Below are 22,336 nucleotides of genomic sequence, written 5' to 3' on the forward strand. Positions count from 1 at the left end.
TCATTCCGCGAACGGGTACCGGACCCCACTTGAGGTCCACATCGAGTACCTGGAGCGACAGCAAGCGGCGTAGATCTACCCGCAGATCACCCATCAGGACGCTGTCCGGAAAACGCGCGGCCCCTCAAGCCCAACGACATGTTCATCGCCGGCGACACCCACCAACGCATCTACGACCACCAGGCCGCGCTCGGCGCTCTCGGCATTCACATCCGCGGCCGTTCATCGCGCCTGACCCTCAGCTACCGCACAACCAAGGAAATCCTCGCCAAGGCCCTCCGCGTCGTCGACCCCACCCGCCCGAAGGAGAAGATCTCCTACGACGATCTCGACGATGGAACCGACACGCTCGCCGGCTACCGGTCCGTCCTCCGCGGCCCAGCCCCTGTCCTCGTCCCCTACAACAACTGGGACGACGAACTCGCCGGTCTCGCCGCCACCTTGCGCAGCTGGCGCGGAGAACTGTCCACCGCCGACAACGGGGCTATTCGCGACCCCGGCGGCCTGATCGCCGTCTGCGTCGCCGACCGCAACATGGTCAGCCAGGCCATGTACTACCTGGAGAGCCAGGCCGGCATCAGCTGCGCCGAACTCACCAAGGACGGCCCCAAAGGTAACGGCGATATCCACGTGGGCACCATGCACCGGTTCAAAGGTCTCGAGTACCAGCGGCTCGCGATCGTTGGGGCCAGCGACGGCATCATTCCGCACACCAGCATCATCGAGCGCTACCGCACCAAAGATCCGATCCGATACGAGCGCGAGCAGCGCAAGGCCCGCTCTCTGCTCTTCGTCGCAGCCACCCGAGCCCGCGACGCCCTCACCATCAGCTGGCACGGCCGACCGAGCCCATACCTGCCGCTCTGACCTGGCTTATGCCCTGGGAAGTGACCCCTCGCACGCACGTCAGGCCGGCAGCATGGGGAGCCCGTCTACTCTTCTGTTCCCGGGCGGGACAGCGAACTTGGCTCGTACTGTAACTGGTAGGTGCGCACCCCGGTACCGTCCATACGGTAGAGCGTGATCGTGGACAGGAACTGCTCCTTGAACTGGGTAGTGCGACGGCGCTCCTTCTCCCCTATGCCGCTGATCCACTCTTCAATGTGCTCCGGGAGCTTGAACGTCAACTCGTACGCGCCCGCCGCGTCCGCAGGCGACAGCGTCCATTCAGCCGCAGTGCCGGTCCCACGACGCCTGATCCTCACCGGATGATCCGGCCTCGTCTCCGCATACGCCAAAAACCGCCGATGATCGTCAGCAGCCAGCGGAAGAATGAACGGAGCGGACGGAAAACCCAGCAGCAGTTCCGCCTCGCTGCGCCGCTCCAGCACGGCGGCGAACTGTGCCAATGCCGCACCGGCGGTCTGCGTGAACCTTCCGTCAGGGACCGACGCGGAAGGCAGCAGATTCACAGGCGAGGTTCCCAGGGCCTTCCGTAGCTCCGTCCGCATCCACGTCACCGGAAACGGTTCAGCGCCCGGCAGATGCTGCTGCCCCCCGTACAAGCTCGAAGCCGTCGTCCCGATCAAGCCGAGCAGCCAGGCGAAGGATGCGCCCGAAAGATCAACCAGGGAGATCTGATGGGCGAGTGCGTACCTCTGCGCGTCTCCGGTGAACCCGTTTGCAGAGAACAAGGCATAGGAGTACTTATACCGCTGCCGGGGGCGTGCACCGTCGTACGCCGTATAGTTCTCGTTCACGTCGTGTATCACACCATGAGCGTTACGGACGACCTCAAGACCACAACTCCCCTGGAGGTACTTAGCCTCCAGAAACAGCCTTACCGGCATGGAGAACGCCGGAGTGAAGGCGAACTCGCCGAGCACGTCCACTTGATGGAGCGCACCCCGCCCGCGAACCCGCAGTGTCCCGCCGTCCATGACCAACTCAGCGGGGTCTTGGTCTGCATGGACCAAGAGCCGGTATCCGCTGAAGCGCAGCATCCAGGCCAGCGACTCTTCGAGGAGATAGCCCCGCAAGGCGGATTCCTTGATCAGTTCCGACGCCTCCGACCCGCATCGTCAGCTTCATCTTCAACAATTCTAGGGCAGCCTGGAGTACAAAATCTTCACGATACTAATGAACGTCATCGACGGCTCTATACCCGTGGCACCTTGCCTGTGGTGCTGGCCGGATCTGGCCCCCGGCCGGACGTCGGCGAGCTCGCGGGCAAGTCCGGTACCGCGCTGGTCGATGGCCTGCTCATACCAGGTGGCCAGTTCTCCGCGACGGGCGTTGAACAACAGCGTCGCCTATGCACCAGGGTGGGCAGGGCTTTAACTCGACTTACTGCCGTCACTGGTAGTGACAACGTGCATGGGGCCATGCTCTCCTGTCGCCTGGCCAGCATTGTCGCGGCAAACGCCTCGTCCGCCCGTCACCGCCCCGGAGATCAGTGCGAGGCGGCCAATATTCCCGGTCAGTGGTGCGTGCACCTTGTAGGCAAGTGATCTGATCGTCTCCTTCCAGGGAGCAGACGACTGGGCGGCCAGGCCGGTGCAAGACCGACGGCCGTGGCACTTCTCCAACAGGAGGATGGTGGTCCACGTCCGATCTTCCAGCCATCGCTCTGCAGGGGAACTGTCCGGCCACCCCTCGCCGAAGCAGCGGGTAGACAAATTGATCGCAGAGTTGGAGGCTTCGTAATTTCGACTGACATTTTAGGGACCCATTGATTCACAATGAGTGCAGTTTATCTCGAACCATCCGTGCAGGCAGAAAACGTCTTATTCCGAAGCGGTACCTAATTGCCTGCCTTATGGCGAAGATGACATGCTGTTGATCACCTGGGCCAAAGCCGTTCAGGTTCATTTGCTCGGCCGCCAGGATGGGTGGATTGCGCCATGCGTCGTTGCATGCTTGTGCAACCGGTTCGTCGAGGCGTGAGAGACAACGATCGAAGACCTCACTGAGCACCCCGTTCTCGGCAGCGATCCAGGCTCTCATCTCGGCGAGCTGTTCCTGTAGATCATGACCCGCGGCGGCCAGTAAAGCGAGAACTTCCGGTTCGTCGCTTGTCCGCCGGCGGATCCGGTAGGGGTACTCGAGTTTTGCGACGAGTAGTTTAACAGCCTCGGCGTAACGGTCGCGACGCGCTTCAGCGCTGGAGCGGAGGCTGGAAAGCAGATGGGTGATAAGCCCAGCGACCACGGATGAGGTCAATAGAAGCAGGAGTAGATTGGTTGATCCAGCGCTGGCTGGCGCACCAGAAGGTGCCGCGTTGGTGATCAGGTTCATCGAGCCCATCTGACGCTCTCCCGTTCGAGCCGGCGAGTCAGGATGGGATACACCCCGGATTTTGCATGACCGTGGGGTGTGTCCTCGGCAGGCCATCGGCCGGTCCGTCGCCAAGCTTCTTCATAGATGACGTGGCGATGAACCAGAGTGATCAAGGGTTCCAGTCCGTCTTCTGGGAGCCAGAGTAAAGCTGGGTCGTCTTTGGGATACTGCAGGCATAGGTCCGCCAGCGGGAGCGGGTTACGGTGTTTGAAGCGGCGAGCGGCGGATTGGCGAGGAAAGGCATGGATGCCCCCGTTGCTCCGGATGATTATCCGAACATGCTCGGTTGGGTATCCCTCGCGCTTTAGCGTCGGCAAGGGAGCCAAGGCCAATTCAAGCCGTGCAGCTCCATATGCGCTGGCATGACCTGCGGCCTCCTCGACTCCGAAAAGTTCCGCAGAATGAAGGACATGCAATGCCGCTGCTGCAGGGTTGGTGAGCACGCCTATTAGCGGGTACGCCATGGCCGTCCTGCTCGGTTGACCTGCCGGCCACGTGGCGATGTCACGGCTCGCCCGGTCGAGGTGATGCTGCCGCCCGCAAGTCCATGTAGCGCCTGTGCGGCAGTTTGGACAGGTGCCCCGGGAAATGGATCGCCGATTAGCTGGTGCCAGATTTCGATGGCACCGGCGTGCTCTCCATCTTGTTCTAGGCGTCGGGCTTCCTCTGCTTGGCGTGCAGCGCCTTTGAGGGCAGCGATGATGGATGAGCGTTCTGAGGGAGCCCATTCGGCGGACAAGTCATCGATGCCCGTGGGGTCGTACACAGTCCCCATTGTCAGCCGCGCAGCTACGGCGAGGGTGCGAGTGATGGCCTCTGAGTGTTCGAGACGCTTGGTGACAGCACCATGGGCGAACGCTTCCCACAGGAGCCCGCAAGTGTCGACCAAGGCGCAATGGTTCTTCTTGAACGACTTGAGCATGCGAACCTGATGCACCCACATCCCGTCCGTGGCCTGATTTCGTTCGCTGATGACTCGGTTGAGGACGCGGGTGTTTGAGCGCTCCCACCGTCCGTCATCGTGTTCGCGGTCGGCGATGAAGATGTCCTCGCTGTCGGGGTCAGCGAAGGCAGGGACCAAGTCGAAGGTGAAGGACAAGTCCGCGAAGGTCACCTGGAGGGCGTGTGGGGACTTGCCATCGAGATCGAACTGTACTCCAGCGAAAACCTGTTCGATCTCCTTCTGTAGCAACGCCATCGCCGCCGCTGCACCCCCTGGCCTCCTCAGCATCGCCGCGAACCGTGGGTGGAGAAGGACGACCATGTCGACGTCCTTGAGGGGCTTGAGCATGGTCTTGCGAGCAAAGCTGCCCTGCAGGAATGTCGCCACGATCAGACCTGCGGCCCGGAGCACCTCAGTGATCTCTCGATGGCGTTCTTGAGCCGCTGCCCGTTCGGTTGAGTCCAGGTTGAGTGACCCGTCGAAGTCATCGAACGCGGCCTTGGTGCTCTTCATCGACCATCCTCTCCCGCTGGCATCAGCGGACGTCCCGGACCTGCGGCAACGCCAGGAAGCGGGTGGTTTGCACCCTCTGCATGGAGCTATCGGCTTCAGGCAGAACCCTAGCAGGTTCCGTTGCAGCAAAGCTTCATCGCTGGATGGATGGTCGGTGTTCGTGTTTCGCTGGGACCTCGTGGGACCGTAGGATTCGCTCATGACCCAGCAGCCAACCCCGGAGTTCTCGCAGGAAGAGATACCTGTCGAGACCGAACGGTTGGACGTTGCCGAGCTTGGGCGGATGCTCAAGGACCGCCGCGGAAAGTTGTCGATCAGGAAGGCTGCGGCGGAGGCCGAGGTCAGCTTCAGCACTTGGTCCCGAGTCGAGGCTGGCTCGCAGCCCGACTTGGCCACCTTTATGCGGTTGTGCGCTTGGCTTGCTGTGTCACCGGCACGCTTCTTCAACCCGGTGGTCGAGAAGGAGAGCTCCCCACTCGATCAGGCGATCAGCCATCTGCGAACCGATCCGCGGCTCACCAACGATGCCGCGGCGAGGATTAGTTCGGTACTGCGTGAGATGTACGAGGTCCTCGCAAGAGATGTGGCACCGGCGCGGCCGCCGGTTGCGTGTCACCTGCGCGCCACCTCGGTGATGCGACCAGGAGTTCCTCAACGACTGGCAACGGCTTTGAGTGACATGCACGACGAACTTGTCCGCAAGATCGAGATGGGCGAGCTGTGACCCTACCTCGTGGCTTCAAAGCCAACGCAGAACGTGAAGCTGTTCGACTGCGCCGCGAGCTCGGGCTGGCTCCACATGCAAGCCTCGACATCCTCGACCTCGCAAGCCACCTCGGCGTGAAGGTCGTTGACGCAGGACGACTCATCGCCGTAGACCGGCTGGAGGAACTCGAGCGACTACAGAGCTTCTCGTTCTCGGCAGCGACCTTCGTGGTCCGCGGTAGGCACTACGTCGTCACCAATCCCCTCCGCACCGATGGCCGACAAGCCAGCGACATCGCCCACGAACTCTCTCACCTGCTCCTCAAGCACGAGCTCACGGAGGTACGCGAAGTCGACGGCACTCCGTTCCGCACCTGTCAGCCCGAAGAGGAGGAGCAAGCCACAGCCATGGGGGGAACCCTCATGCTCCCCCGTCCCTTGCTCCTGTCTGCCGTCACTCGAGGGATGACACCGGAGCAGATCGCTACGAACTACAACGTCACGACCGAGATGGCAAGATTTCGCTACCACACAACGGGTGTCGCCAAGCAGGCCAAACGGCGAGGAAGCTACTCCGCAGCATCGGGCAGCTAGTGCCCCATCAGGCAACGTTTGCCCTGTCGACCACGGCTCGTAGCTGCTGATCGTCAGCGTGTCGGTTCCGCCAGATGATGTAGCGGCGGATCATGCTGCCCTGCTCTTTGTGGCTGGCGTGGTCGGTGCCGTCGAGGGTGAAATAGCGCAGGGCGGTGAACTGGGCCTCGATGCGGTTCAGCCAGGAGCTGTTGGTCGGGGTGTAGGCGATCTCGACGTTGTTGGTCTCCGCCCAGTCCGCTACCCGGCGGCATCGCCTGGTGGTCAGGTGTGGGGGAGTAGTTGTCACACACGATCGCCAGGCGGACCGTTGGGGGGTAGAGAGTGCGCAGGTAGCGGCAGAACTCCAGGAACTTCGAGCGGTTCTTGGTCTTCTTGATGTGGCCATAGAGCCTGTCCCTGGCGAGGTCGTAGGCGGCGAACAGATGCCGCACTCCGTGGGGGCGGGTGTAGGTCGCCCGGCGTCTCCGCCTGGGTTCGCGGTCGGGGTCCTCGTGCCGGCCGCCGCGTTCTGCCCAGTGCCGTCCCGGGTGTGGCTGGAGGTTCAGCGGCCCGAACTCGTCCAGGCAGAACACCGCCTTCGGTTCGTCTTCATCGGGTATGACCTCGCCGTCGGCAATCGCGTACAGGTGCTCGACCCGTGCTTTCTTGGCCGCGTAGTCCGGGTCGCGCGAGGTCTTCCAGGTCTTCACGCGTTGAAAGGAAACGCCTTCCTCGCGGAGCAGGATGCGCAGGCCCTCGTGGCTAATGTCGTCGACCACCCCCTCGGCGACCAGGAAGTCCGCCAGTTTGGTCAGGCTCCAGGTCGAGAACGGCAGGCCGTGCTCGGCCGGGGTGGACTTGGCGATCTTCTTGATCTCACGGCGCTCGGGCAGGGTGAAGGTCTTGGGCCGGCCACCTTTGTACTTGGGGTAGAGAGAATCGAAGCCGTCGGCGTTGAAGTTGTGGATCACGTCCCGGACCCGGTCCGCGCTGGTGAATGTCACCTCGGCGATCTTCGCCACCGCCATGCCCTGTGCGGACAGCAGCACCATCTGGGCCCGCCGCCAGGTCACCACCGACCCGGTGCCGCGGCGGATGATCCGCAGCAGTCGCCTGCCTTCGTCATCGTCGATCGCACGGACACGTACTCGTTCTGCCACCCGCACAGTCTGGCGGCACTACACCGCCCGGGCTGGCATTCCAACGGCACGTCATAGTCGGGCAAGCGTTGCTGGCCGCCGCACGATTGGATTCCTGCAGGACAGGCTCACGACGTGGGGAGCTGTCCTCGCTGGGTGATCACCCACATCCACCCTTCCAGGGTGGTGACGAACTCATCGAGGTCGGGAGTGGTGCAGGAGGCCCGCTCATGGTCCCAGTCGGGGTCGAGGACGACGACGCGGAACCCATAGCCGGCGTACCAGCCAGCGTCTATGTTGATCTCCCGAGCCTGCAGCCCGCCCCTCTCCGCCACCTCCTCCGCAGTCAGCCACGGCGGTGGTGCCGTACGTGCCCAGTACAGGTCCTGGGAGTCGTTGGCCTCGACCCTTCCATCCGGCAGACGTCGGGCCGACAACTGGTTGTAGATGATGTTCCAACCAGCCGGAACACGCAACGGGATCAGGCCCCAGTCCTCGGGAACAGCCATGCCCAGCGGGGAATTGGTCGGAAGCCGGAAGATCGGGTTCATGTGCCGACAGCGTAGTCGGAGGTGGTTTTCAGGCGTCAGCGCAGGCCCCACTCGCACCCGTCCCGCCAGTCTCCGCGTCGGCCGGTGCAGATCGACAAGACGGGGCGAACGTTGTCTGATGCGGCACTAGCCCACAACAACCCTCAGTACGGCCCTGGGTCTCCCGAACCGAGGGCGAACACACCCTTGATCACCAGCTGCCCGCTGGGCGATCCGGGCGGACACGCGGTTGCACCTATCTGTGATGTACCCCCTACCGGATTCGAACCTGCGCACACGGGGGGCATTGATGCCTCGGCGGCGGACGAGGTCTTGCTCATCAGGAACGGGGCGTAGCCGTCCGTCGAGGAGTTGCAGCCAGTGGTACGTCGGGGGAGCAGGGAATCAGGTTGGCGGTTGGGCGGGTGTGCCGCGAGGAAAGTGCGCGCCCGGAACCGCGGGTTAGGGGCGGCGGCTCCCTTGCAGGCACTGCATGCCGGTTTCAGCGACCTTATGCCCTGGCTCGGTTGCTGAGGACGTGCCCAAGGACGTGCCGAAGATCGCCGGTGGCGCGCCTAAGGGATGTGCCTAAGAAATGCCTACGCGGCCGTGTGTGCTGGGGCTTGTGCTGTTCGAGTGGATGCGCAAGAGCGCCTGCTGGCCTAGCAGCCTCGCAGTGACCGCTGACCGCGGCGGTCCCAAGTGCCCAGTTCAGACCGCCGTAATCAGACTGCCGCCGGGCTCTGCCGATCGGCCGTTGCGGGGCCACAGCGGCTACTGATCGCGCCTGGCCGATGCAGCGCCGCTGGTGGCCCGGCGCTTTTCTGCTACTCGAAGGTGGGTGCGTCCAAATGAGTCCTGCTGACCGCCGAGATGAACCACTGCTATTCACGCCAGAGGAGGCCGCGCGTCTTCTGGGTGTGAAGCCTTCATGGCTGCGCCGCAAAGCCGCCGCTCGGGTGATCCCGTGCACCTTCATCGGAAAGCATCTGCGGTTCTCCCGTGCTGATCTGGAAGCGATCATCGCCGACGGTGAACAGCCTGCTCGCTCAAGCCGACGCCCATAGCCGTACCGTGCGCCGGCCGGGCGGTGCGAGAACTTGAGCGCCGGTAGCGAGGCGAGCGTGGATGACCCCGACCCAGCGCCCCCGCCGGGGCGCGGCCCTCACCTATCCGAAGGAGATCATCATGGCCTGGGCGGAGAAACGCGGACCGTGGTACCGGGTCCGCTACCGCGACGCCGACGGCGGCGTCCGCACGGCACCGGACAAGTACCGGACCAAGACACAAGCCCTCCAAGCAGCCGGAGATCTCGAGTCCGACCACCGCCGCGGAACCTTCATCGATCCGCGTGCCGCACGTACCAGCTTGGCCGAGTGGGCGCAGCAGTGGCGCACCACGCACACGGTAGCCGCCAGCACCCAAGCCAAGTACGACCACTACCTCGACACCCACATCATTCCCGAGTTCGGGCAGGTGTCGGTCGATCAGATCCGCCGGAGCGTGGTGAAGCAATGGGCGACCGGCCTGCGCGCCCGCTACAGTCCGGCCACCGTCCGGGGCATCGTGACGTTGATGTCGCTGTTGCTGGGCGCCGCGGTGGAGGAACGCATGATCGCCGTTAACCCGATCCAAGGCCTGCGAACGGCCGAACCGCGCACCAGACACGACCCGCGCACCGCGGTGCGACAGGTGCGAAAGCGCCCGGTGCCGACCGGCGACCAGATCCTGGCCATCGCCGACCGCGTCAAAGATCTGGGCGGGCTGGCGGCGCAGGTGATGGTGATCACCGCGGCGTTCACCGGGATGCGGTGGGGTGAGATCACCGGCCTGGCCAAGCACAACTGCCATCCCGAGCAGCTGTATCTGCAGGTCGATCCCGAGACCGGGGCCTTGCACGAAGTCCGCGGCGCTCTGTGGCTCGGCCCGCCCAAGACCGAAACCGCGGCTCGCCCCATCGACCTGCCGCCCTTCCTGGCCACGCTCTTGCAGCAGGTGATGGACAGCCATGACCACCAGCAGGTATTCGTCACCGCCGACGGGCGCTGGCACCGGCGCTCGAACTTCGCCCGGCGCCTGTGGCGGCCCGCCTGCGACGGTGACAGTGGACGCGGCTGGCCGCCCGTTCTGCCCGGCGCGGTCTTCCACGGTCTGCGGCACCACCACAAGAGCATGCTGGACGAACTCGGAATCCAGGAGGCGCTGAAATTCGAGCGGATGGGACACCGGATGCCCGGCATCGCCGGTGTCTACAGTCACGCCACCGAACCGATGCGGCAGGGGCTGCGAGAGCGGCTCCAGCAGCGATGGACCGCCCTGAGCCGTCGACCATGATCGCGACCCCCACCCCGCCGGTTCACACCGGGAGCACGCCCCGGAGCACGGTCGGGAGCACTGCTCCCGGTGACCCCGACCCACAGGTACCGGGTGACCCCGACCCGCGTGTGGGTAGTTTCGATCATGGCGGGGAGCGGTCTGCTCCCGATTTGCTCCCGATTCCGCGCTTTACAGGCCCCGCAACGCAAGATCCCCAGGCCGGACATAGTGCCTGACCTGGGGAGACAATGGTGGGCGATACTGGGATTGAACCAGTGACCTCTACCGTGTCAAGGTAGCGCTCTCCCACTGAGCTAATCGCCCTTTGTGCGCTGCGAGGTGGAGACGGGATTTGAACCCGTGTACACGGCTTTGCAGGCCGTTGCCTCGCCTCTCGGCCACTCCACCAGAGCGAGGCCTGACCGGGGGCCTCTCAGAGCGGACGACGGGATTCGAACCCGCGACCCTCACCTTGGCAAGGTGATGCTCTACCAGCTGAGCCACGTCCGCTTGCCGACCGGAGGTCGCCCTCCGGGCTTGCATGGACAACTCTAGCGGAATCCTGGGGTGCTTGCGTACTGAGCGGGTGTGGTCTCGCTGACTTCGTCGTGCAGGGAGTTCCAGAAGGCGAGTTCGCCGTCCTCTTCGAGGTGGGCGATGCGGCCCCAGAACTCGCGGTCCTCGGCCTCGTGGGCGGCGGCGAGGGAGAGGGCGGGCATGACGGCGGTGCCGGCGTCCGCGGACTCGAGGTCGGCGGGGGTGATGTCGGCGGGCAGGGCGACGGGGGTGGAGGGACGGTGGTGCTTGCCGCGCTTGCGGACGCGGATGGGCGGTGTGGTGGGGGTCTTTGCGGCGGCGGCGCGGCCGGCGGCGAGGGCGACGCTGCCGCACAGGACGAAGGCGAGGATGCCGCCGAGGATGACTTCCTGGGTGGGGAGCTGCTCGGGGGCGGGGGATTCCTGTTCGTGGGTGTTGGTCGAGGTGGTGCGGGAGCCGACCTTGTCGACGGTGGGGGCGGGGGCCGCGTGTTTCGGGGTGTACTTGGCCTCGACCTTGACCTTGGACGGGTAGCCGAAGCCCACGACGGTGTCCATGTCGCGGGTCTTGCGCATGAGCTTGTAGCCGTCGGCGTTGCCCTCGATGGTGCGGAGGGTGTGCCCGTCGACCTTCTCGACGATGCCGACGTGGTCGATCCGGTCGATGTCCTTGGAGCCGTTCCAGTCGTAGAAGACGATGGCGCCGGGTTCGGGCTCGGTGCCCCAGGCGTCGTGCTTCTTGAACCACTTGGCGTGGTCGACGGTGGCGGCGAACTGCCCGGCCTGCTCGGTGACGTCGGCCTTGTCGGCGGCCCAGGCGAGGAACATGTCGCACCAGGGGGCCGTCGTGAAGTAGTCGTCGTGGTCGCCGTCGACGTTCTCGGTCCACCAGTCGCCGAACTTGGTGTAGCCGTCGCCCTTCTCGGTGTATCCGAGTTCGTTCTCGGCGATGTCGAGCAGCTTCTTGCCGATCGGGTCCATTGCGCTCCCTGCCGCCTCGCTCGCTCGGGCAGGGGGACGCCCGACCGGGGGACGGAACATGCCCTGTCACCAGGGCACGTTCCAAGGTCACGTTCTGATCTCGACGGAATGTAGCCGAGGTAAACCGTGGGCGGCAACCCGTTCGGCGGAACCGGTCAAAACGGGCTAGTCAGAAGTAGCCCCTGGGCAGGACGGTCACGGGGCACGTCGCGGCGCGCAGAACCTTGAGGGCGACCTCGCCCAGGAACACGCGGTGCGCGGCGGCGTCCTCGCTGGACGCGCAGACGAGGATCTCGTCCTCCGGCCAGTCGACGTCGTCCAGGGCGTCGGCGACGTCGTCGCCTTCGGCGAGCTCCGCGGAGACGTCCTCGGAGGGCAGATCGGCGGAGTCCAGGGCGAGGCGGATGGCGAGGGCCAGGTCGTCGCGGAGCCGCTCGGCGCCGTCGTCTCCGCCGACGTCGCCGACGGCGAGCGTGACCAGGCGCAGGGGGACGTCCAGGCGCTCGGCGGCCTGCGCCGCGCGGATGACCGCCTCGTCGCACTGCGGTCGCCGGACGTACATGACCGTGATGCGGCCGAGGTCGTCGGGCGGGGTGTAGCCGGCCGGGGCGAGCATCACGGCCTCCGTCGCCGAGTGCAGCAGGTGGTCGGCGGCGGCGCCGACGCCGATGCGGCCGCGGGCGCCGCCTTCGGGGGAGCCGACGACGATCAGGTCCGCGCCGATCCTGCTGGCGAGGACGGTGAGCCCGCGGGCGACGCTGCGTCCCTCCTGGACGAGCAGGTCGGCGGGCTGGCCGTCCAGCAGGTCGGGCACCTGGTCCAGTAACGTGCGGGCCTCGCCGGCGGCCGCCGGCAGGTCCGGGGGATGGACGGTCGCCACGCTCAGCCGCCCGCCGGTCAGCGCGACGATGGCGGACGCCAGGTCGACCGCCTCCCTGCCGCCGCCGTCGTTGACGTATCCCGCCAGGACGTGATCCCCGATCATGTGACCCGCGCTCCGATCATGGGACCAGCATTCCCCCGAGGGGGCGGATCAGACCAGGGGGGATTTGAGGTAGTTTTTCCTGGTTGTCAATTATTGGGGGGATACGCATGGGGGCCGAGGTGCCCGACCTCGAGGCCGGCCGCTGGATCATCGACCCGGTCCACTCCGAGATCACCTTCACGATCCGGCATCTGATGACCACGGTGCGCGGCTCGTTCCCCGACTTCGGAGGCGAGGTCGTGATCGGGGACGACCCGCTCGACTCCCGCGCCCGCGCCGAGATCCGGATGGCCTCGATCGACACCCGCAACGCCGAACGCGACGATCATGTCCGCTCCTCAGAGATCCTGGACGTGGACGGGCACCCGTTCATGACGTTCACCGGAACGGCTGTGGAACGTGCCACAATCGGCCGAAGGGCCCGCAGCCCCCGCTACCACCTCGACGGAGATCTGACGATCAAGGACGTCACCCGTCCCGTCCGGCTGCTGACCGAGTTCCACGGTGTCGGGGCCGATCCGTGGGGTGGCACCCGCGCCGGTTTCACCGCGACCGCGTCCATCAGCCGCCGCGACTTCGGCATCGAGTTCAACGTCCCGTTCCAGGGCGACAAGGTCATGCTCGGCGACGAGGTCACGATCGCCTTGGAGATCCAGGCGGTCCGCGCCCCCGAGGAGGCCTACAGGGACGCCGCCGCTGATGCCTCGGCCGACGCCCACGCTTGACCTGTGCCCCTGCGCCGGGGCGTCTTCGTCGCTGGAAGTCGGATCGCCGTGCGCGCGAGTCAGTGGTTCAGGAGCGGTCGGTCACCGGTCACCTTCACCTCATGCGGGTCGTCCGGGGTGCGGCGGCGAGCGAGTACCAGCAGCAGTTCGCGGACGGGCCCGGCGGCGGTCATGCCCGCGGTGGTCACGTCTGCGGTGGTCGCCTCTGCATCCCCGGCCCCGTACTCCCAGGCCGGGCCGTCGACCATGCGGGTGATCAGCCGGCGGGGCCTGCGCTGTCTGGGGGCGCCCTGCCCGGACCACCAGGAATATGATCTCCGGTCGCGACGTTCGATAAGATGATTGAACGTTCTACTATTTGGGAGCCCGGCATGCAGTTCGGAATCTTCACGGTCGGTGACGTGACCCCGGACCCCACCACCGGACGCGTCCCGTCCGAGGCCGAGCGGATCCAGGCGATGGTCGCCATCGCAGCGAAGGCGGAAGAGGCCGGGCTGGACGTCTTCGCCACGGGCGAACACCACAACCCGCCTTTCGTGCCGTCCTCCCCGACGACGATGCTCGGCTACATCGCGGCCCGCACCGAGCGGCTGATCCTGTCCACCGCGACCACGCTGATCACCACCAACGACCCCGTGAAGATCGCCGAGGACTTCGCGATGCTCCAGCACCTCGCCGGCGGCCGGGTCGACCTGATGATGGGACGCGGCAACACCGCCCCGGTCTACCCGTGGTTCGGCAAGGACATCCGCGACGGCATCCCGCTCGCCATCGAGAACTACCATCTCCTGCACCGGCTCTGGCGCGAGGACGTCGTCGACTGGGAGGGCAAGTTCCGCACGCCGCTGCAGTCGTTCACCGCGACCCCGCGCCCGCTGGACGGCGTGCCGCCTTTCGTGTGGCACGGCTCCATCCGCAGCCCCGAGATCGCCGAGCAGGCCGCCTACTACGGTGACGGCTTCTTCGCCAACCACATCTTCTGGCCGAAGGAGCATTTCCAGCGGCTGATCGGCCTCTACCGGCAGCGCTACGAGCACTACGGCCACGGCTCCGCCGACCAGGCGATCGTCGGCCTCGGCGGGCAGGTCTTCATGCGGAAGAACTCCCAGGACGCCGTCCGCGAGTTCCGTCCCTACTTCGACAACGCCCCGGTGTACGGGCACGGCCCCTCGCTGGAGGAGTTCACCGCCGAGACGCCCCTCACCGTCGGCAGCCCCCGGCAGGTCATCGACAAGACCCTGACGTTCCGCGACAACTTCGGCGACTACCAGCGCCAGCTCTTCCTGATGGACCACGCCGGACTGCCGCTGAAGACCGTCCTGGAGCAGATCGACATGCTGGGGGAGGAGGTCGTCCCCGTGCTCCGCAGGGAGTTCGAGGCCCTGCGCCCGGCGCACGTCCCCGCGACCGCCCCAACTCACGCCTCCCGCGTCGCCGCGGCGCGGGACGCGGAGGAGGTTCGATGAGCACCCTCGCCGTGATCTCCGCCGGGCTCGGGCAGCCTTCGTCCACCCGGCTCCTTGCCGACCGCCTCGCCGCGGCGACCGCCAACGCCCTCCGCCCGGACGCCGTCGGTTCGGACGCCTTCAAGCCGGGCGCCGCTGGTTCGGGTGCCCTCGGTTCGGGCGCCGCTGGTTCGAACGGGTCCGGGCGGGACGTCGCCGTAGAGGTGATCGAGCTGCGCGACCACGCGCACGCGATGGTGGACGCGACTCTCACCGGCTTCCCGACCGGGACGTTCCGCGCCGCCGTCGAGACGGTGACGAACGCCGACGGCCTGATCGCCGTGACGCCCGTCTTCAACGCGTCCTACAGCGGCCTGTTCAAGACCTTCTTCGACGTCGTCGAACGCGACTCCCTGGACGGCAAGCCGGTGCTGCTCGGCGCGACCGGCGGGACCGAGCGGCACTCCCTCGCCATCGACTACGCCATGCGCCCGCTGTTCGCCTACCTGCGCGCCGCCGTCGTCCCGACCTCCGTGTACGCGGCGTCCGAGGACTGGGGCGGCGCCGACGGCTCCGGAAGCGGCCCGGCCCGCCATGCCGATCCTCTCGCGGACCGGGTCGCCCGTGCCGGCGTGGAGCTGGCGGCGCTGATGAACGCCCGCCCCGCGCCGGCGAAGCCCGACCCGTACGACACCCCGGTCCCGTTCGAGGATCTCCTGTCCGCGAGCAGTCGGTAAGTATCTAAGGCTTGGCTTATATAAGCGGAGACTGTAGCTTAGGCGTGTGCACGCATTCGATGTGCTGGGTGATCCGGTACGGCGCAGGATCCTGGAGCTGCTCGCCGACGGCGAGCGATCCTCCGGGGAGGTGTCGGGGGTCATCCGGGAGGAGTTCGGGATCTCGCAGCCCGCGGTGTCGCAGCATCTGAAGGTGCTGCGGGACACCGGGTTCGCGGTCGTGCGCGCGGAAGGGACACGGCGGCTCTACGCCGTCGACTCCACACCGCTGCGGGAGGTCGACGCGTGGCTCGACCGCTTCCGCCGGTTCTGGACGCCGCATCTGGACGCCCTGGCGACGGAGATCGCCCGTGGCAAGCGCGCACGCCGCCCGGACCGCCGGGCGCCCGACGAACAGTCACCGGGACAGGAAGCAGCAGGGAGCCAGCCATGATCGAAGTGACGGGTCAGATCAACGCGGTGCGGCGCCGGGTCGGCGAACGGGTGCTGGAGGCCGGCACCGCGCGGACCGCGACGGTCAGCCAGGTCTACGACACCGACGTCGAGGACCTCTGGGAGGCGGTCACCACCCCCGAGCGCATCTCGCGCTGGTTCCTCCCCGTCTCCGGCGACCTGCGGCTCGGTGGCCACTACGAGCTGGAGGGCAACGCGAGCGGGACGATCGAGCGCTGCGACCCGCCCAAGGGTTTCTCCGCGACATGGGAGTACGGCGGCCAGACCAGCTGGATCGAGGTGCGGCTGACCCCGGAGGCGGACGGCCGTGCACGGTTCGAACTGGAGCACATCGCCCACGTCGACGACGACATGTGGGACCGGTTCGGACCCGGCGCCGTCGGCATCGGCTGGGATCAGGGGCTCCTCGGCCTCGCGCTGCACCTGTCGTCCGGCGAGGGCGTCCCCGAAGGGATGGGGCCAGAGTGGTCCTTGACGGACGAGGGCAAGGAGTTCACGCGGCAGAGCGGCGAGGCCTGGCGCGAGGCGCACATCGCGTCCGGCACCGAAGAGTCCGTCGCCCGGGCCTGTGCGGACCGCACCATCGCCGCCTACACCGGAGAAACCGAGTGATCTCCAGCTCGTGACGCCGCTGCGGGGCCTGGGACGCGATCCACTGGGGTCGGCCCTGCGGCACGCCACGGCCCCCGGCCGACGACGTCCCCGACCTCCTACGCGCGAACTGCACGCCCTGCTACCCGGCGTCTGGCGTTCCCCAGGGACACGCCCTTCACGAGGGCCTTCCCGTTCTGTGGGTGCTGACCAGGCAGAATGGCGGCATGGACGTCAGGGTCGGCGTCCGCGTCGAGGGGGTCGTGCAGGGCGTCGGGTTCCGGCCGTTCGTGCACGGGCTCGCGACCGGCCTCGGACTGTCCGGACTGGTCGGCAACGACGCGGGCGGCGTGTTCATCGAGGTCGAGGGCGCACCCGACGTGGTCGGGCGGTTCCTGGACGGCTTGCGCACCCGCCCGCCGCGCCTAGCGGTCGTCGAACGCGTCACGACGCAGAACCTCGACGCACAGGGACGCGACGGGTTCGCAATCGTGAGCAGCGAGGCGTCGGGGGATCGGCGTGCACTGGTGTCCTGGGACTCCGCGACCTGCGACGACTGCCTCCGCGAACTCCGCGACCCGGCCGACCGGCGCCACGGGTACCCGTTCATCAACTGCACCGGCTGCGGGCCGCGCTTCACGATCGTGACGGACGTCCCGTACGACCGTCCCAACACGACCATGGCGGGCTTCGCGATGTGCGGGCCGTGCGCCGCCGAGTACGAGGACCCGGCGGACCGCCGATTCCACGCCCAGCCGGTGTGCTGCCCGGCCTGCGGCCCGTCCCTGTCCTTACTCCCGTCCGAACCCACTCCGGCGGACGGCCGGATCGCCGGCCCGGTGTGCCCACCTGCGGACGATGCGGCGGCAGAACCGATTGCGGCCGCTCGGGCGATGCTCGCGGACGGCGCCGTCCTCGCCGTCAAAGGACTGGGCGGTTACCACTTGGCGGCACGTGCCGCGGACCAGGACGCGGTGGCCGCACTGCGCGCACGCAAACACCGTGCCGACAAGCCGTTCGCCGTCATGGTGCCCGACCTGGCGGCCGCCCGCTCGATCTGCCTGCTCGACGGCACCGAGGAGGGACTGCTCACCGGCCCCCGGCGTCCGATCGTCCTGGCCCGCCGGGCCCCCGGCGCGCCGTGCCGCCGACCGCCGCTCGCCGATGCCGTCGCGCCAGGCAACGGATTCATCGGCCTCATGCTGCCCTACACCCCGCTGCATCACCTGCTCGTCACCGAACCACTCGTCATGACCAGCGCGAACGTCTCCGATGAGCCGATCGCCTACCGGGATGACGACGCCTTTGAACGGCTCAGCGGCATCGCCGACGCGTTCCTGTTCCACGACCGTCCGATCCATACCCGCACCGACGACTCGGTGGTGCGGGCCTTCCGCGGCCGCCCGCTGCCCGTGCGGCGTTCCCGCGGGTACGCGCCGGAGCCCGTGCCGATCGCGCGGGGACGATCCGTCCTGGCGTGCGGGGCCGAGCTGAAGAACACGTTCTGCCTGACCCGCGACGGCCGGGCGTTCATCTCCCATCACATCGGCGACCTGGAGAACTACGAGACGCTCCGCGCCTTCGAGGAGGGCATCGGGCATTTCCGGCGGCTGTTCGACATCACCCCCGCACTGGTCGCCTACGACCCGCACCCCGAGTACCTGTCGACGAAGTACGCCCACGACCAGGACCTGCCGGTGATCGCCGTCCAGCACCACCACGCGCACATCGCGTCCTGCCTGGCCGACAACGGCGTGGCCGGCCCGGTGATCGGCGTCGCCTTCGACGGCACCGGCTTCGGCGCGGACGGGACGCTGTGGGGCGGCGAGTTCCTCGTCGCCGACCTGCGCGGCTTCGAACGGGCCGGGCACCTGGACCCGGTACCGATGCCGGGCGGCGCGGCGGCGATTCGCGAGCCGTGGCGGATGGCGGCCGCGTACGGGGTCCCGGACGACCTGCCGGTCGCCCGCCGGCCCGGCTGGGCCACGGTCGCCGCGATGGCACGCCGCCGCGTCAACGCACCGCTCACATCCAGCATGGGACGCCTGTTCGACGCGGTCGCCGCCGTCCTCGGCGTCCGCGACCAGGTCAATTACGAGGGACAGGCCGCCATCGAACTCGAACAACGCGCCGACCCAGCCGAATTCACCGCATATCCGGCGTCCATCAGTGGGGTGGACGGTTTCACGGTGCGGGGCGGCGATCTGCTCGACGCGGTGGTGGCCGACATCCAGGTCGGCGTCCCCGTCCCGCTGATCGCCGCGAGATTCCACAACGGCGTAGCCTCCCTGATCGTGGACGGCGCGACCCGCATCCGAGACACGACCGGGCTGGGCACGGTCGCGTTGTCAGGCGGTGTGTTCCAGAACATGTTCCTGCTGGACCGCGCGGTGTCCGGCCTTACCGATGCGGGCTTCGACGTGCTGACCCACCACCGCGTCCCGCCCAACGACGGGGGCATAAGCCTGGGCCAGGCCGCCGTGGCCACGGCCCGATCGTCCTGAACGAGCCCACGACGGCGACGTGGCACGGCATGATCAACGGATGCCGGACGAATGGGACGAGCCGCACGACCACGAGCCGCTGTCATGGCGGATACGACGATGGGCGGCACCGATCGCGATGGCGTTGTCGGTCGCGGCCTCCATCGGCGCTGTGCAACTGCTGGCCGACGAACACGTCTCCTCCGCGACGCCCTATGGCGACCATCGGAAACCGCGCTTCTTCCTCACCGTTGGGCGACTCGGAGGTCCCTCGCAGGACAACGGACCCGAACCATGGTTCCAGGTGCACTCGCTGCACGGCGGACGGCAGCGCCCGGTCGACTCGGTCCGGCCGCCGTCGCCCTCCGCCGGTAAAGCACGAGAGCTCCTCACCGGCCCCAAGGGGATGCACTTGGTGGCCTCGTCCCGCGAAGAGCCGTGCGAGTCGCGCCTCTACCGCTTCCGGCTCGACGGCGACGGCCAGGCGACCGATATCGCGCCAGTGCACGAAGGCGTCATCCCGTCCCGCGTCGCGGGCATGGCGATGAGCCCGGACGGCGACCGGCTCGCCTTCGCGACGGCCCCCTGCACAGACGTCCCCCAGCCGTCACGCGCCCGCTTGACCGTCCTGGACCTCGACTCGGGCGGACGTCGCACATGGAGCACGTCCGCACCCTCCGTCATTGGCGGGATCGTCTGGGCGAGCGACAACGACACCCTCGGCTACACCCTCAGTGACGTCCGCCGAGATGCGCCGTCCGCCGACGGCACCGTCCACCAAGGCGTGCCCAACGGAGGCAAGATCGTGAACGTCACCCTCTACGCCCTCGACACCGATGAGCAGGGCACCGACTTGCACGGAGCACGCCGCCTGTTCCGGCAACCGGACGACTTCGGACGGGTCACCTCCGCGGTGATGGCTCCGGACGGCCGCACCGGCTACGGCGTAATGAAGAAGGGACAGCCTGCGACCACCATCATCTTCACCTTCGCCGAGGACGAGCCGATGCGCGTCACCAAGACGATCGCGCCCAAGCCCAACACCGCAATGTTGTTCTCCTTCTCCACTGAGGAAGAACCCCGGTACGCCTGCCTGGGTGGTATCGACGCCTTCGGCCGGGCGATCAATGGCGAATTCCCAACGATCTCCTCTGACTTCTCGAACTGTGGATCGACCTACGCCTATTGAATGTCGGTAGTGGTGCTGGCCATGACGTCGGTGATAGTTGTAATGGACGTTCCAGACCGCGATCGTCCTGGCTCGCTCTTCTTCAAAGGCCCATTGGCGTGCGTAGACAGTGACGTCGAGGTCTGAGGCGATATCCGGCAACAGGCCGGCGAGCATGAATTCCGAGGTGCCCATGGCGAAGACCGCCATGGCAAGCAGGTACAGCGGGAGAGGCATCGAGTGGCTCCGAGGTGAGGAGAAGCACGAGAGGACGTCTCGTCACCGCGGTCAGCCCCTAGGGCGCACTCGTCCGACCGCGGACGCGGCGGGACGGCAGGGACTACGAGCTCAGTGGATCAGGGGGCTGACGGCGTGACCGAAAGCCCCCGCCTTGGATGCCTCAGGGCCCGACATGGCCTGCACGCTACCCGACCGACGTCCGTCGAGCGGGCGGATCTTGCTGATAGTTCCGCGGTTGCCGGGCCTGCCGTGAAGGTGGTTCCGGCAGGTGGTCCGAGATTTCGCGGACGGTTGGGGGACGGCTACGAGGCGGCTTCCAGTGGTAGGTCGCTGCCACGCCAGGTGGTTGCCAGTTCCTGCACCGGCACGTTGAGCGCCTCGGCGAGGCGGACGATCGTGCCGAACCCGGGGGAGGGCAGGCGGCCGGTCTCGATCTTGCGCAGGGTTTCCGGCGAGATGCCGGCCGCGTGCGCGACTTGCGCGAGGTCGCGTCCTGCCCGCGCGTGGCGCAACAGGGCGCCGAGACGCCTGCCGGCTTCGATTTGTTCGGGCGTGAGCGGTTGGCGGACCATGTCCCTAGGGTATGGCTGGTATTTTTATACCGTCAAGAGCTAGGGTGTGGGTATAGAAATACCAGAACTCCTGTACTTGAGGTACTCGTGATCGAACTGAAGACGCCCGCGGAGATCGAGCGCATGCATGTGGCCGGGCGTTTCGTCGCCGAGGTGCTCTCCGAGGTCGGCCGGCTCGCCGCAGTGGGCGTCAACCTCCTGGACTTGGAACACCATGCGCGCGCCATGATCAAGCGACGCGGTGCGCAGTCGTGCTACTGGGACTACGCGCCGTCCTTCGGCAGGGGCCCCTTCCGCAACGTCATCTGCCTGTCGGTCAACGACGCCGTGCTGCACGGCCTGCCCCACGACTACGCGCTGCGTGACGGGGACGTCCTCAGCGCGGACCTCGCGGTCGGCATCGACGGCTGGGTGGCGGACTCGGCGTGCACGGTCGTCGTCGGGACCGCCGCCGAGGAGGACCTGCGGATCATCCGCGCCACCGAGGAGGCGCTGGAGGCGGCGATCGAGATGGCATGCCCCGGCAACCGCCTGGGCGACATCTCGGCGGCGATCTGGGCGGTAGCCCGCGACCATGGCTACCCGGTCAACAACGAGTTCGGCGGCCACGGCCTCGGTCGCACCATGCACGAGCCGCCCCACGTGTCGAACAAGGGCAGGGCGGGGCGCGGCCTCACGCTCCGCCCGGGTCTGACCCTCGCGCTCGAACCCTGGTTCGCCCGGACGACCGACCGGATCGTCTACGACGCCGACGGCTGGACCATCCGGTCGGCCGACGGCTCGCGCACGGCCCACTCCGAGCACACGGTGGCCATCACCGAGGACGGCCCCCTGGTGCTCACCCAGCGTGAATCGGACCGCCCTGCAACGAGAGTGGATCCGCCAGCTCGTCTGTCCACGAAGGACGCCTGATGCTCCAGCGGTGTGAGTGTGCTGAGAAGCGCCTCCCGACCGTTCTGGTCATCTGGTAGGGCGGCCGCACAGTGTGATCTTGGCCGGTGTGTCGTGATCAGGAGAACAGCGTCCTCTGATCAACTTCGGGTGTGCTGAGCCTGGAACGCGACACGGCGCCGCCCTGCGCCACCTGCCCTCCGGCGACCCCGCCGTCAACAGATGTGGATGTGGGCCGCGCTGCCGGCGGCCGCCATCATCGCCTGTCCGCAGGAGATCTGCGGCCAGGGCCAACGGCAACGGACGCGGCCGCGCCACCATCACCCGGCTGCGCCGCCCCGGGTCCTGGACCGCCTCACCGCCCTGCCCGACCCCACCTGACACCCACCAGCACTTATCCCGACCAGCCCAAACCGCCCGAGGACCGTGGAACCTCCGCCCACCCACGGTGACAAGCGGGCCGCAACCCCTGCCCACACCCCGAAAACCGACCCGACACAGCCAGATCAACCACCCGCCCCACAACGA

General features: G+C 67.1%; 22 protein-coding genes and 3 tRNA genes. 13 read left to right on the forward strand and 12 right to left on the reverse strand.

Features of this window, described 5'->3' with window-relative positions; translation table 11 throughout:
• The first annotated feature begins 138 nt into the window (after window positions 1-138).
• The gene (locus ACTWPP_RS36585; RefSeq protein ID WP_443109007.1) at window positions 139-867 is read left to right on the forward strand and encodes a 3'-5' exonuclease; all 729 of its coding nucleotides are present in this window, start codon (window positions 139-141) and stop codon (window positions 865-867) included.
• A gap of 65 nt (window positions 868-932) precedes the next feature.
• Here ACTWPP_RS36585 and ACTWPP_RS36590 read toward each other — a convergent pair whose 3' ends face one another.
• From ACTWPP_RS36590 to ACTWPP_RS36600, 3 genes are all read right to left on the reverse strand, one after another.
• Complete coding sequence (locus tag ACTWPP_RS36590; protein ID WP_443109008.1) at window positions 933-1,979, reverse strand: hypothetical protein; 1,047 nt, start codon at window positions 1,977-1,979, stop codon at window positions 933-935.
• Between the two features lie 697 nt (window positions 1,980-2,676).
• Entirely contained in the window at window positions 2,677-3,237 is a 561-nt protein-coding gene (locus ACTWPP_RS36595) for a hypothetical protein (protein WP_443109009.1), read from the reverse strand.
• Between the two features lie 490 nt (window positions 3,238-3,727).
• Window positions 3,728-4,735 (reverse strand): SMODS domain-containing nucleotidyltransferase, encoded by a 1,008-nt coding sequence (locus tag ACTWPP_RS36600; RefSeq protein WP_443109010.1) that lies wholly within the window; start codon window positions 4,733-4,735, stop codon window positions 3,728-3,730.
• 199 nt (window positions 4,736-4,934) lie between these two features.
• Between ACTWPP_RS36600 and ACTWPP_RS36605 the strand changes: the two genes are divergently transcribed.
• Window positions 4,935-5,459, forward strand: a complete 525-nt coding sequence (locus tag ACTWPP_RS36605; RefSeq protein ID WP_443109011.1) for a helix-turn-helix domain-containing protein — start codon at window positions 4,935-4,937, stop codon at window positions 5,457-5,459.
• Window positions 5,456-6,034, forward strand: a complete 579-nt coding sequence (locus tag ACTWPP_RS36610; protein WP_443109012.1) for an ImmA/IrrE family metallo-endopeptidase — start codon at window positions 5,456-5,458, stop codon at window positions 6,032-6,034. Before ACTWPP_RS36605 ends, ACTWPP_RS36610 begins: the two co-directional genes overlap by 4 nt.
• 53 nt (window positions 6,035-6,087) lie before the next feature.
• Here the strand turns inward: ACTWPP_RS36610 and ACTWPP_RS36615 are convergent, their stop codons facing one another.
• Both ACTWPP_RS36615 and ACTWPP_RS36620 read right to left on the reverse strand, forming a co-directional pair.
• Window positions 6,088-7,176 carry an IS630 family transposase gene (locus ACTWPP_RS36615; RefSeq protein WP_443109013.1) on the reverse strand — a complete coding sequence of 363 codons (1,089 nt, stop codon included), beginning with the start codon at window positions 7,174-7,176 and terminating at the stop codon, window positions 6,088-6,090.
• Between the two features lie 107 nt (window positions 7,177-7,283).
• Complete coding sequence (locus tag ACTWPP_RS36620) at window positions 7,284-7,706, reverse strand: hypothetical protein (protein WP_443109014.1); 423 nt, start codon at window positions 7,704-7,706, stop codon at window positions 7,284-7,286.
• An 830-nt stretch (window positions 7,707-8,536) separates the two neighbouring features.
• Between ACTWPP_RS36620 and ACTWPP_RS36625 the strand changes: the two genes are divergently transcribed.
• Together ACTWPP_RS36625 and ACTWPP_RS36630 are read left to right on the forward strand one after the other, a co-directional pair.
• Window positions 8,537-8,752 carry a helix-turn-helix domain-containing protein gene (locus ACTWPP_RS36625; RefSeq protein ID WP_443109015.1) on the forward strand — a complete coding sequence of 72 codons (216 nt, stop codon included), beginning with the start codon at window positions 8,537-8,539 and terminating at the stop codon, window positions 8,750-8,752.
• A 61-nt stretch (window positions 8,753-8,813) separates the two neighbouring features.
• Complete coding sequence (locus ACTWPP_RS36630) at window positions 8,814-10,019, forward strand: tyrosine-type recombinase/integrase (RefSeq protein ID WP_443109016.1); 1,206 nt, start codon at window positions 8,814-8,816, stop codon at window positions 10,017-10,019.
• Window positions 10,020-10,250: 231 nt separating this feature from the next.
• On the opposite strand, the gene ACTWPP_RS36635 is transcribed toward ACTWPP_RS36630, so the two are convergent.
• From ACTWPP_RS36635 to ACTWPP_RS36655, 5 genes are all read right to left on the reverse strand, one after another.
• Window positions 10,251-10,325, reverse strand: a tRNA-Val gene (locus ACTWPP_RS36635).
• A 13-nt stretch (window positions 10,326-10,338) separates the two neighbouring features.
• Window positions 10,339-10,409, reverse strand: a tRNA-Cys gene (locus tag ACTWPP_RS36640).
• 29 nt (window positions 10,410-10,438) lie between these two features.
• A tRNA-Gly gene (locus ACTWPP_RS36645) sits at window positions 10,439-10,511 on the reverse strand.
• Between the two features lie 41 nt (window positions 10,512-10,552).
• Complete coding sequence (locus ACTWPP_RS36650; protein ID WP_443109017.1) at window positions 10,553-11,518, reverse strand: CHAP domain-containing protein; 966 nt, start codon at window positions 11,516-11,518, stop codon at window positions 10,553-10,555.
• A 169-nt stretch (window positions 11,519-11,687) separates the two neighbouring features.
• On the reverse strand, window positions 11,688-12,503 hold the full coding sequence (locus tag ACTWPP_RS36655) for a universal stress protein (protein WP_443109018.1): 816 nt from the start codon (window positions 12,501-12,503) through the stop codon (window positions 11,688-11,690).
• Window positions 12,504-12,610: 107 nt separating this feature from the next.
• On the opposite strand from ACTWPP_RS36655, the gene ACTWPP_RS36660 reads away from it, so the two are divergent.
• The gene (locus ACTWPP_RS36660) at window positions 12,611-13,228 is read left to right on the forward strand and encodes a YceI family protein (protein ID WP_443109019.1); all 618 of its coding nucleotides are present in this window, start codon (window positions 12,611-12,613) and stop codon (window positions 13,226-13,228) included.
• A gap of 59 nt (window positions 13,229-13,287) precedes the next feature.
• Here the strand turns inward: ACTWPP_RS36660 and ACTWPP_RS36665 are convergent, their stop codons facing one another.
• A complete protein-coding gene (locus tag ACTWPP_RS36665) occupies window positions 13,288-13,476 on the reverse strand; it encodes a hypothetical protein (RefSeq protein WP_443109020.1) in 189 nt (62 codons plus the stop codon).
• Window positions 13,477-13,599: 123 nt separating this feature from the next.
• On the opposite strand from ACTWPP_RS36665, the gene ACTWPP_RS36670 reads away from it, so the two are divergent.
• The 6 genes from ACTWPP_RS36670 to ACTWPP_RS36695 all read left to right on the forward strand — a co-directional run bounded on the left by ACTWPP_RS36670 (window position 13,600) and on the right by ACTWPP_RS36695 (window position 20,126).
• Entirely contained in the window at window positions 13,600-14,694 is a 1,095-nt protein-coding gene (locus ACTWPP_RS36670; protein WP_443109021.1) for an LLM class flavin-dependent oxidoreductase, read from the forward strand.
• Window positions 14,691-15,410 (forward strand): FMN reductase, encoded by a 720-nt coding sequence (locus ACTWPP_RS36675; RefSeq protein ID WP_443109022.1) that lies wholly within the window; start codon window positions 14,691-14,693, stop codon window positions 15,408-15,410. Before ACTWPP_RS36670 ends, ACTWPP_RS36675 begins: the two co-directional genes overlap by 4 nt.
• 46 nt (window positions 15,411-15,456) lie before the next feature.
• Window positions 15,457-15,843: an ArsR/SmtB family transcription factor gene (locus ACTWPP_RS36680; protein ID WP_443109023.1), complete on the forward strand. Its 387-nt coding sequence runs from the start codon at window positions 15,457-15,459 to the stop codon at window positions 15,841-15,843.
• Window positions 15,840-16,475 (forward strand): SRPBCC family protein, encoded by a 636-nt coding sequence (locus ACTWPP_RS36685; protein WP_443109024.1) that lies wholly within the window; start codon window positions 15,840-15,842, stop codon window positions 16,473-16,475. The genes ACTWPP_RS36680 and ACTWPP_RS36685 overlap by 4 nt, the downstream gene beginning before the upstream one ends.
• A gap of 206 nt (window positions 16,476-16,681) precedes the next feature.
• Entirely contained in the window at window positions 16,682-18,958 is a 2,277-nt protein-coding gene (gene hypF, locus ACTWPP_RS36690) for a carbamoyltransferase HypF (RefSeq protein ID WP_443109025.1), read from the forward strand.
• A 40-nt stretch (window positions 18,959-18,998) separates the two neighbouring features.
• Complete coding sequence (locus ACTWPP_RS36695; protein WP_443109120.1) at window positions 18,999-20,126, forward strand: hypothetical protein; 1,128 nt, start codon at window positions 18,999-19,001, stop codon at window positions 20,124-20,126.
• A gap of 521 nt (window positions 20,127-20,647) precedes the next feature.
• On the opposite strand, the gene ACTWPP_RS36700 is transcribed toward ACTWPP_RS36695, so the two are convergent.
• Window positions 20,648-20,917: a helix-turn-helix domain-containing protein gene (locus ACTWPP_RS36700; RefSeq protein WP_443109026.1), complete on the reverse strand. Its 270-nt coding sequence runs from the start codon at window positions 20,915-20,917 to the stop codon at window positions 20,648-20,650.
• Window positions 20,918-21,004: 87 nt separating this feature from the next.
• Here ACTWPP_RS36700 and map point away from each other — a divergent pair, with 87 nt between their 5' ends.
• Window positions 21,005-21,829: a type I methionyl aminopeptidase gene (gene map, locus ACTWPP_RS36705; protein WP_443109027.1), complete on the forward strand. Its 825-nt coding sequence runs from the start codon at window positions 21,005-21,007 to the stop codon at window positions 21,827-21,829.
• Window positions 21,830-22,336 lie beyond the last annotated feature (507 nt).

This window comes from Actinomadura sp. 3N407 (genome assembly GCF_052245875.1).
GTDB lineage: Bacteria > Actinomycetota > Actinomycetes > Streptosporangiales > Streptosporangiaceae > Spirillospora.

What these genes read in the sequence shown, in the direction of transcription:
- ACTWPP_RS36585 (WP_443109007.1), top strand. Translation starts at nt 139, where the DNA reads ATGTTCATCGCCGGCGACACCCACCAACGCATCTACGACCACCAGGCC.
- ACTWPP_RS36595 (WP_443109009.1), bottom strand. Translation starts at nt 3,237, where the DNA reads ATGAACCTGATCACCAACGCGGCACCTTCTGGTGCGCCAGCCAGCGCT.
- ACTWPP_RS36600 (WP_443109010.1), bottom strand. Translation starts at nt 4,735, where the DNA reads ATGAAGAGCACCAAGGCCGCGTTCGATGACTTCGACGGGTCACTCAAC.
- ACTWPP_RS36605 (WP_443109011.1), top strand. Translation starts at nt 4,935, where the DNA reads ATGACCCAGCAGCCAACCCCGGAGTTCTCGCAGGAAGAGATACCTGTC.
- ACTWPP_RS36620 (WP_443109014.1), bottom strand. Translation starts at nt 7,706, where the DNA reads ATGAACCCGATCTTCCGGCTTCCGACCAATTCCCCGCTGGGCATGGCT.
- ACTWPP_RS36625 (WP_443109015.1), top strand. Translation starts at nt 8,537, where the DNA reads ATGAGTCCTGCTGACCGCCGAGATGAACCACTGCTATTCACGCCAGAG.
- ACTWPP_RS36630 (WP_443109016.1), top strand. Translation starts at nt 8,814, where the DNA reads ATGACCCCGACCCAGCGCCCCCGCCGGGGCGCGGCCCTCACCTATCCG.
- ACTWPP_RS36650 (WP_443109017.1), bottom strand. Translation starts at nt 11,518, where the DNA reads ATGGACCCGATCGGCAAGAAGCTGCTCGACATCGCCGAGAACGAACTC.
- ACTWPP_RS36655 (WP_443109018.1), bottom strand. Translation starts at nt 12,503, where the DNA reads ATGATCGGGGATCACGTCCTGGCGGGATACGTCAACGACGGCGGCGGC.
- ACTWPP_RS36660 (WP_443109019.1), top strand. Translation starts at nt 12,611, where the DNA reads ATGGGGGCCGAGGTGCCCGACCTCGAGGCCGGCCGCTGGATCATCGAC.
- ACTWPP_RS36665 (WP_443109020.1), bottom strand. Translation starts at nt 13,476, where the DNA reads ATGGTCGACGGCCCGGCCTGGGAGTACGGGGCCGGGGATGCAGAGGCG.
- ACTWPP_RS36670 (WP_443109021.1), top strand. Translation starts at nt 13,600, where the DNA reads ATGCAGTTCGGAATCTTCACGGTCGGTGACGTGACCCCGGACCCCACC.
- ACTWPP_RS36675 (WP_443109022.1), top strand. Translation starts at nt 14,691, where the DNA reads ATGAGCACCCTCGCCGTGATCTCCGCCGGGCTCGGGCAGCCTTCGTCC.
- ACTWPP_RS36685 (WP_443109024.1), top strand. Translation starts at nt 15,840, where the DNA reads ATGATCGAAGTGACGGGTCAGATCAACGCGGTGCGGCGCCGGGTCGGC.
- hypF (WP_443109025.1), top strand. Translation starts at nt 16,682, where the DNA reads ATGGACGTCAGGGTCGGCGTCCGCGTCGAGGGGGTCGTGCAGGGCGTC.
- ACTWPP_RS36695 (WP_443109120.1), top strand. Translation starts at nt 18,999, where the DNA reads ATGCCGGACGAATGGGACGAGCCGCACGACCACGAGCCGCTGTCATGG.
- ACTWPP_RS36700 (WP_443109026.1), bottom strand. Translation starts at nt 20,917, where the DNA reads ATGGTCCGCCAACCGCTCACGCCCGAACAAATCGAAGCCGGCAGGCGT.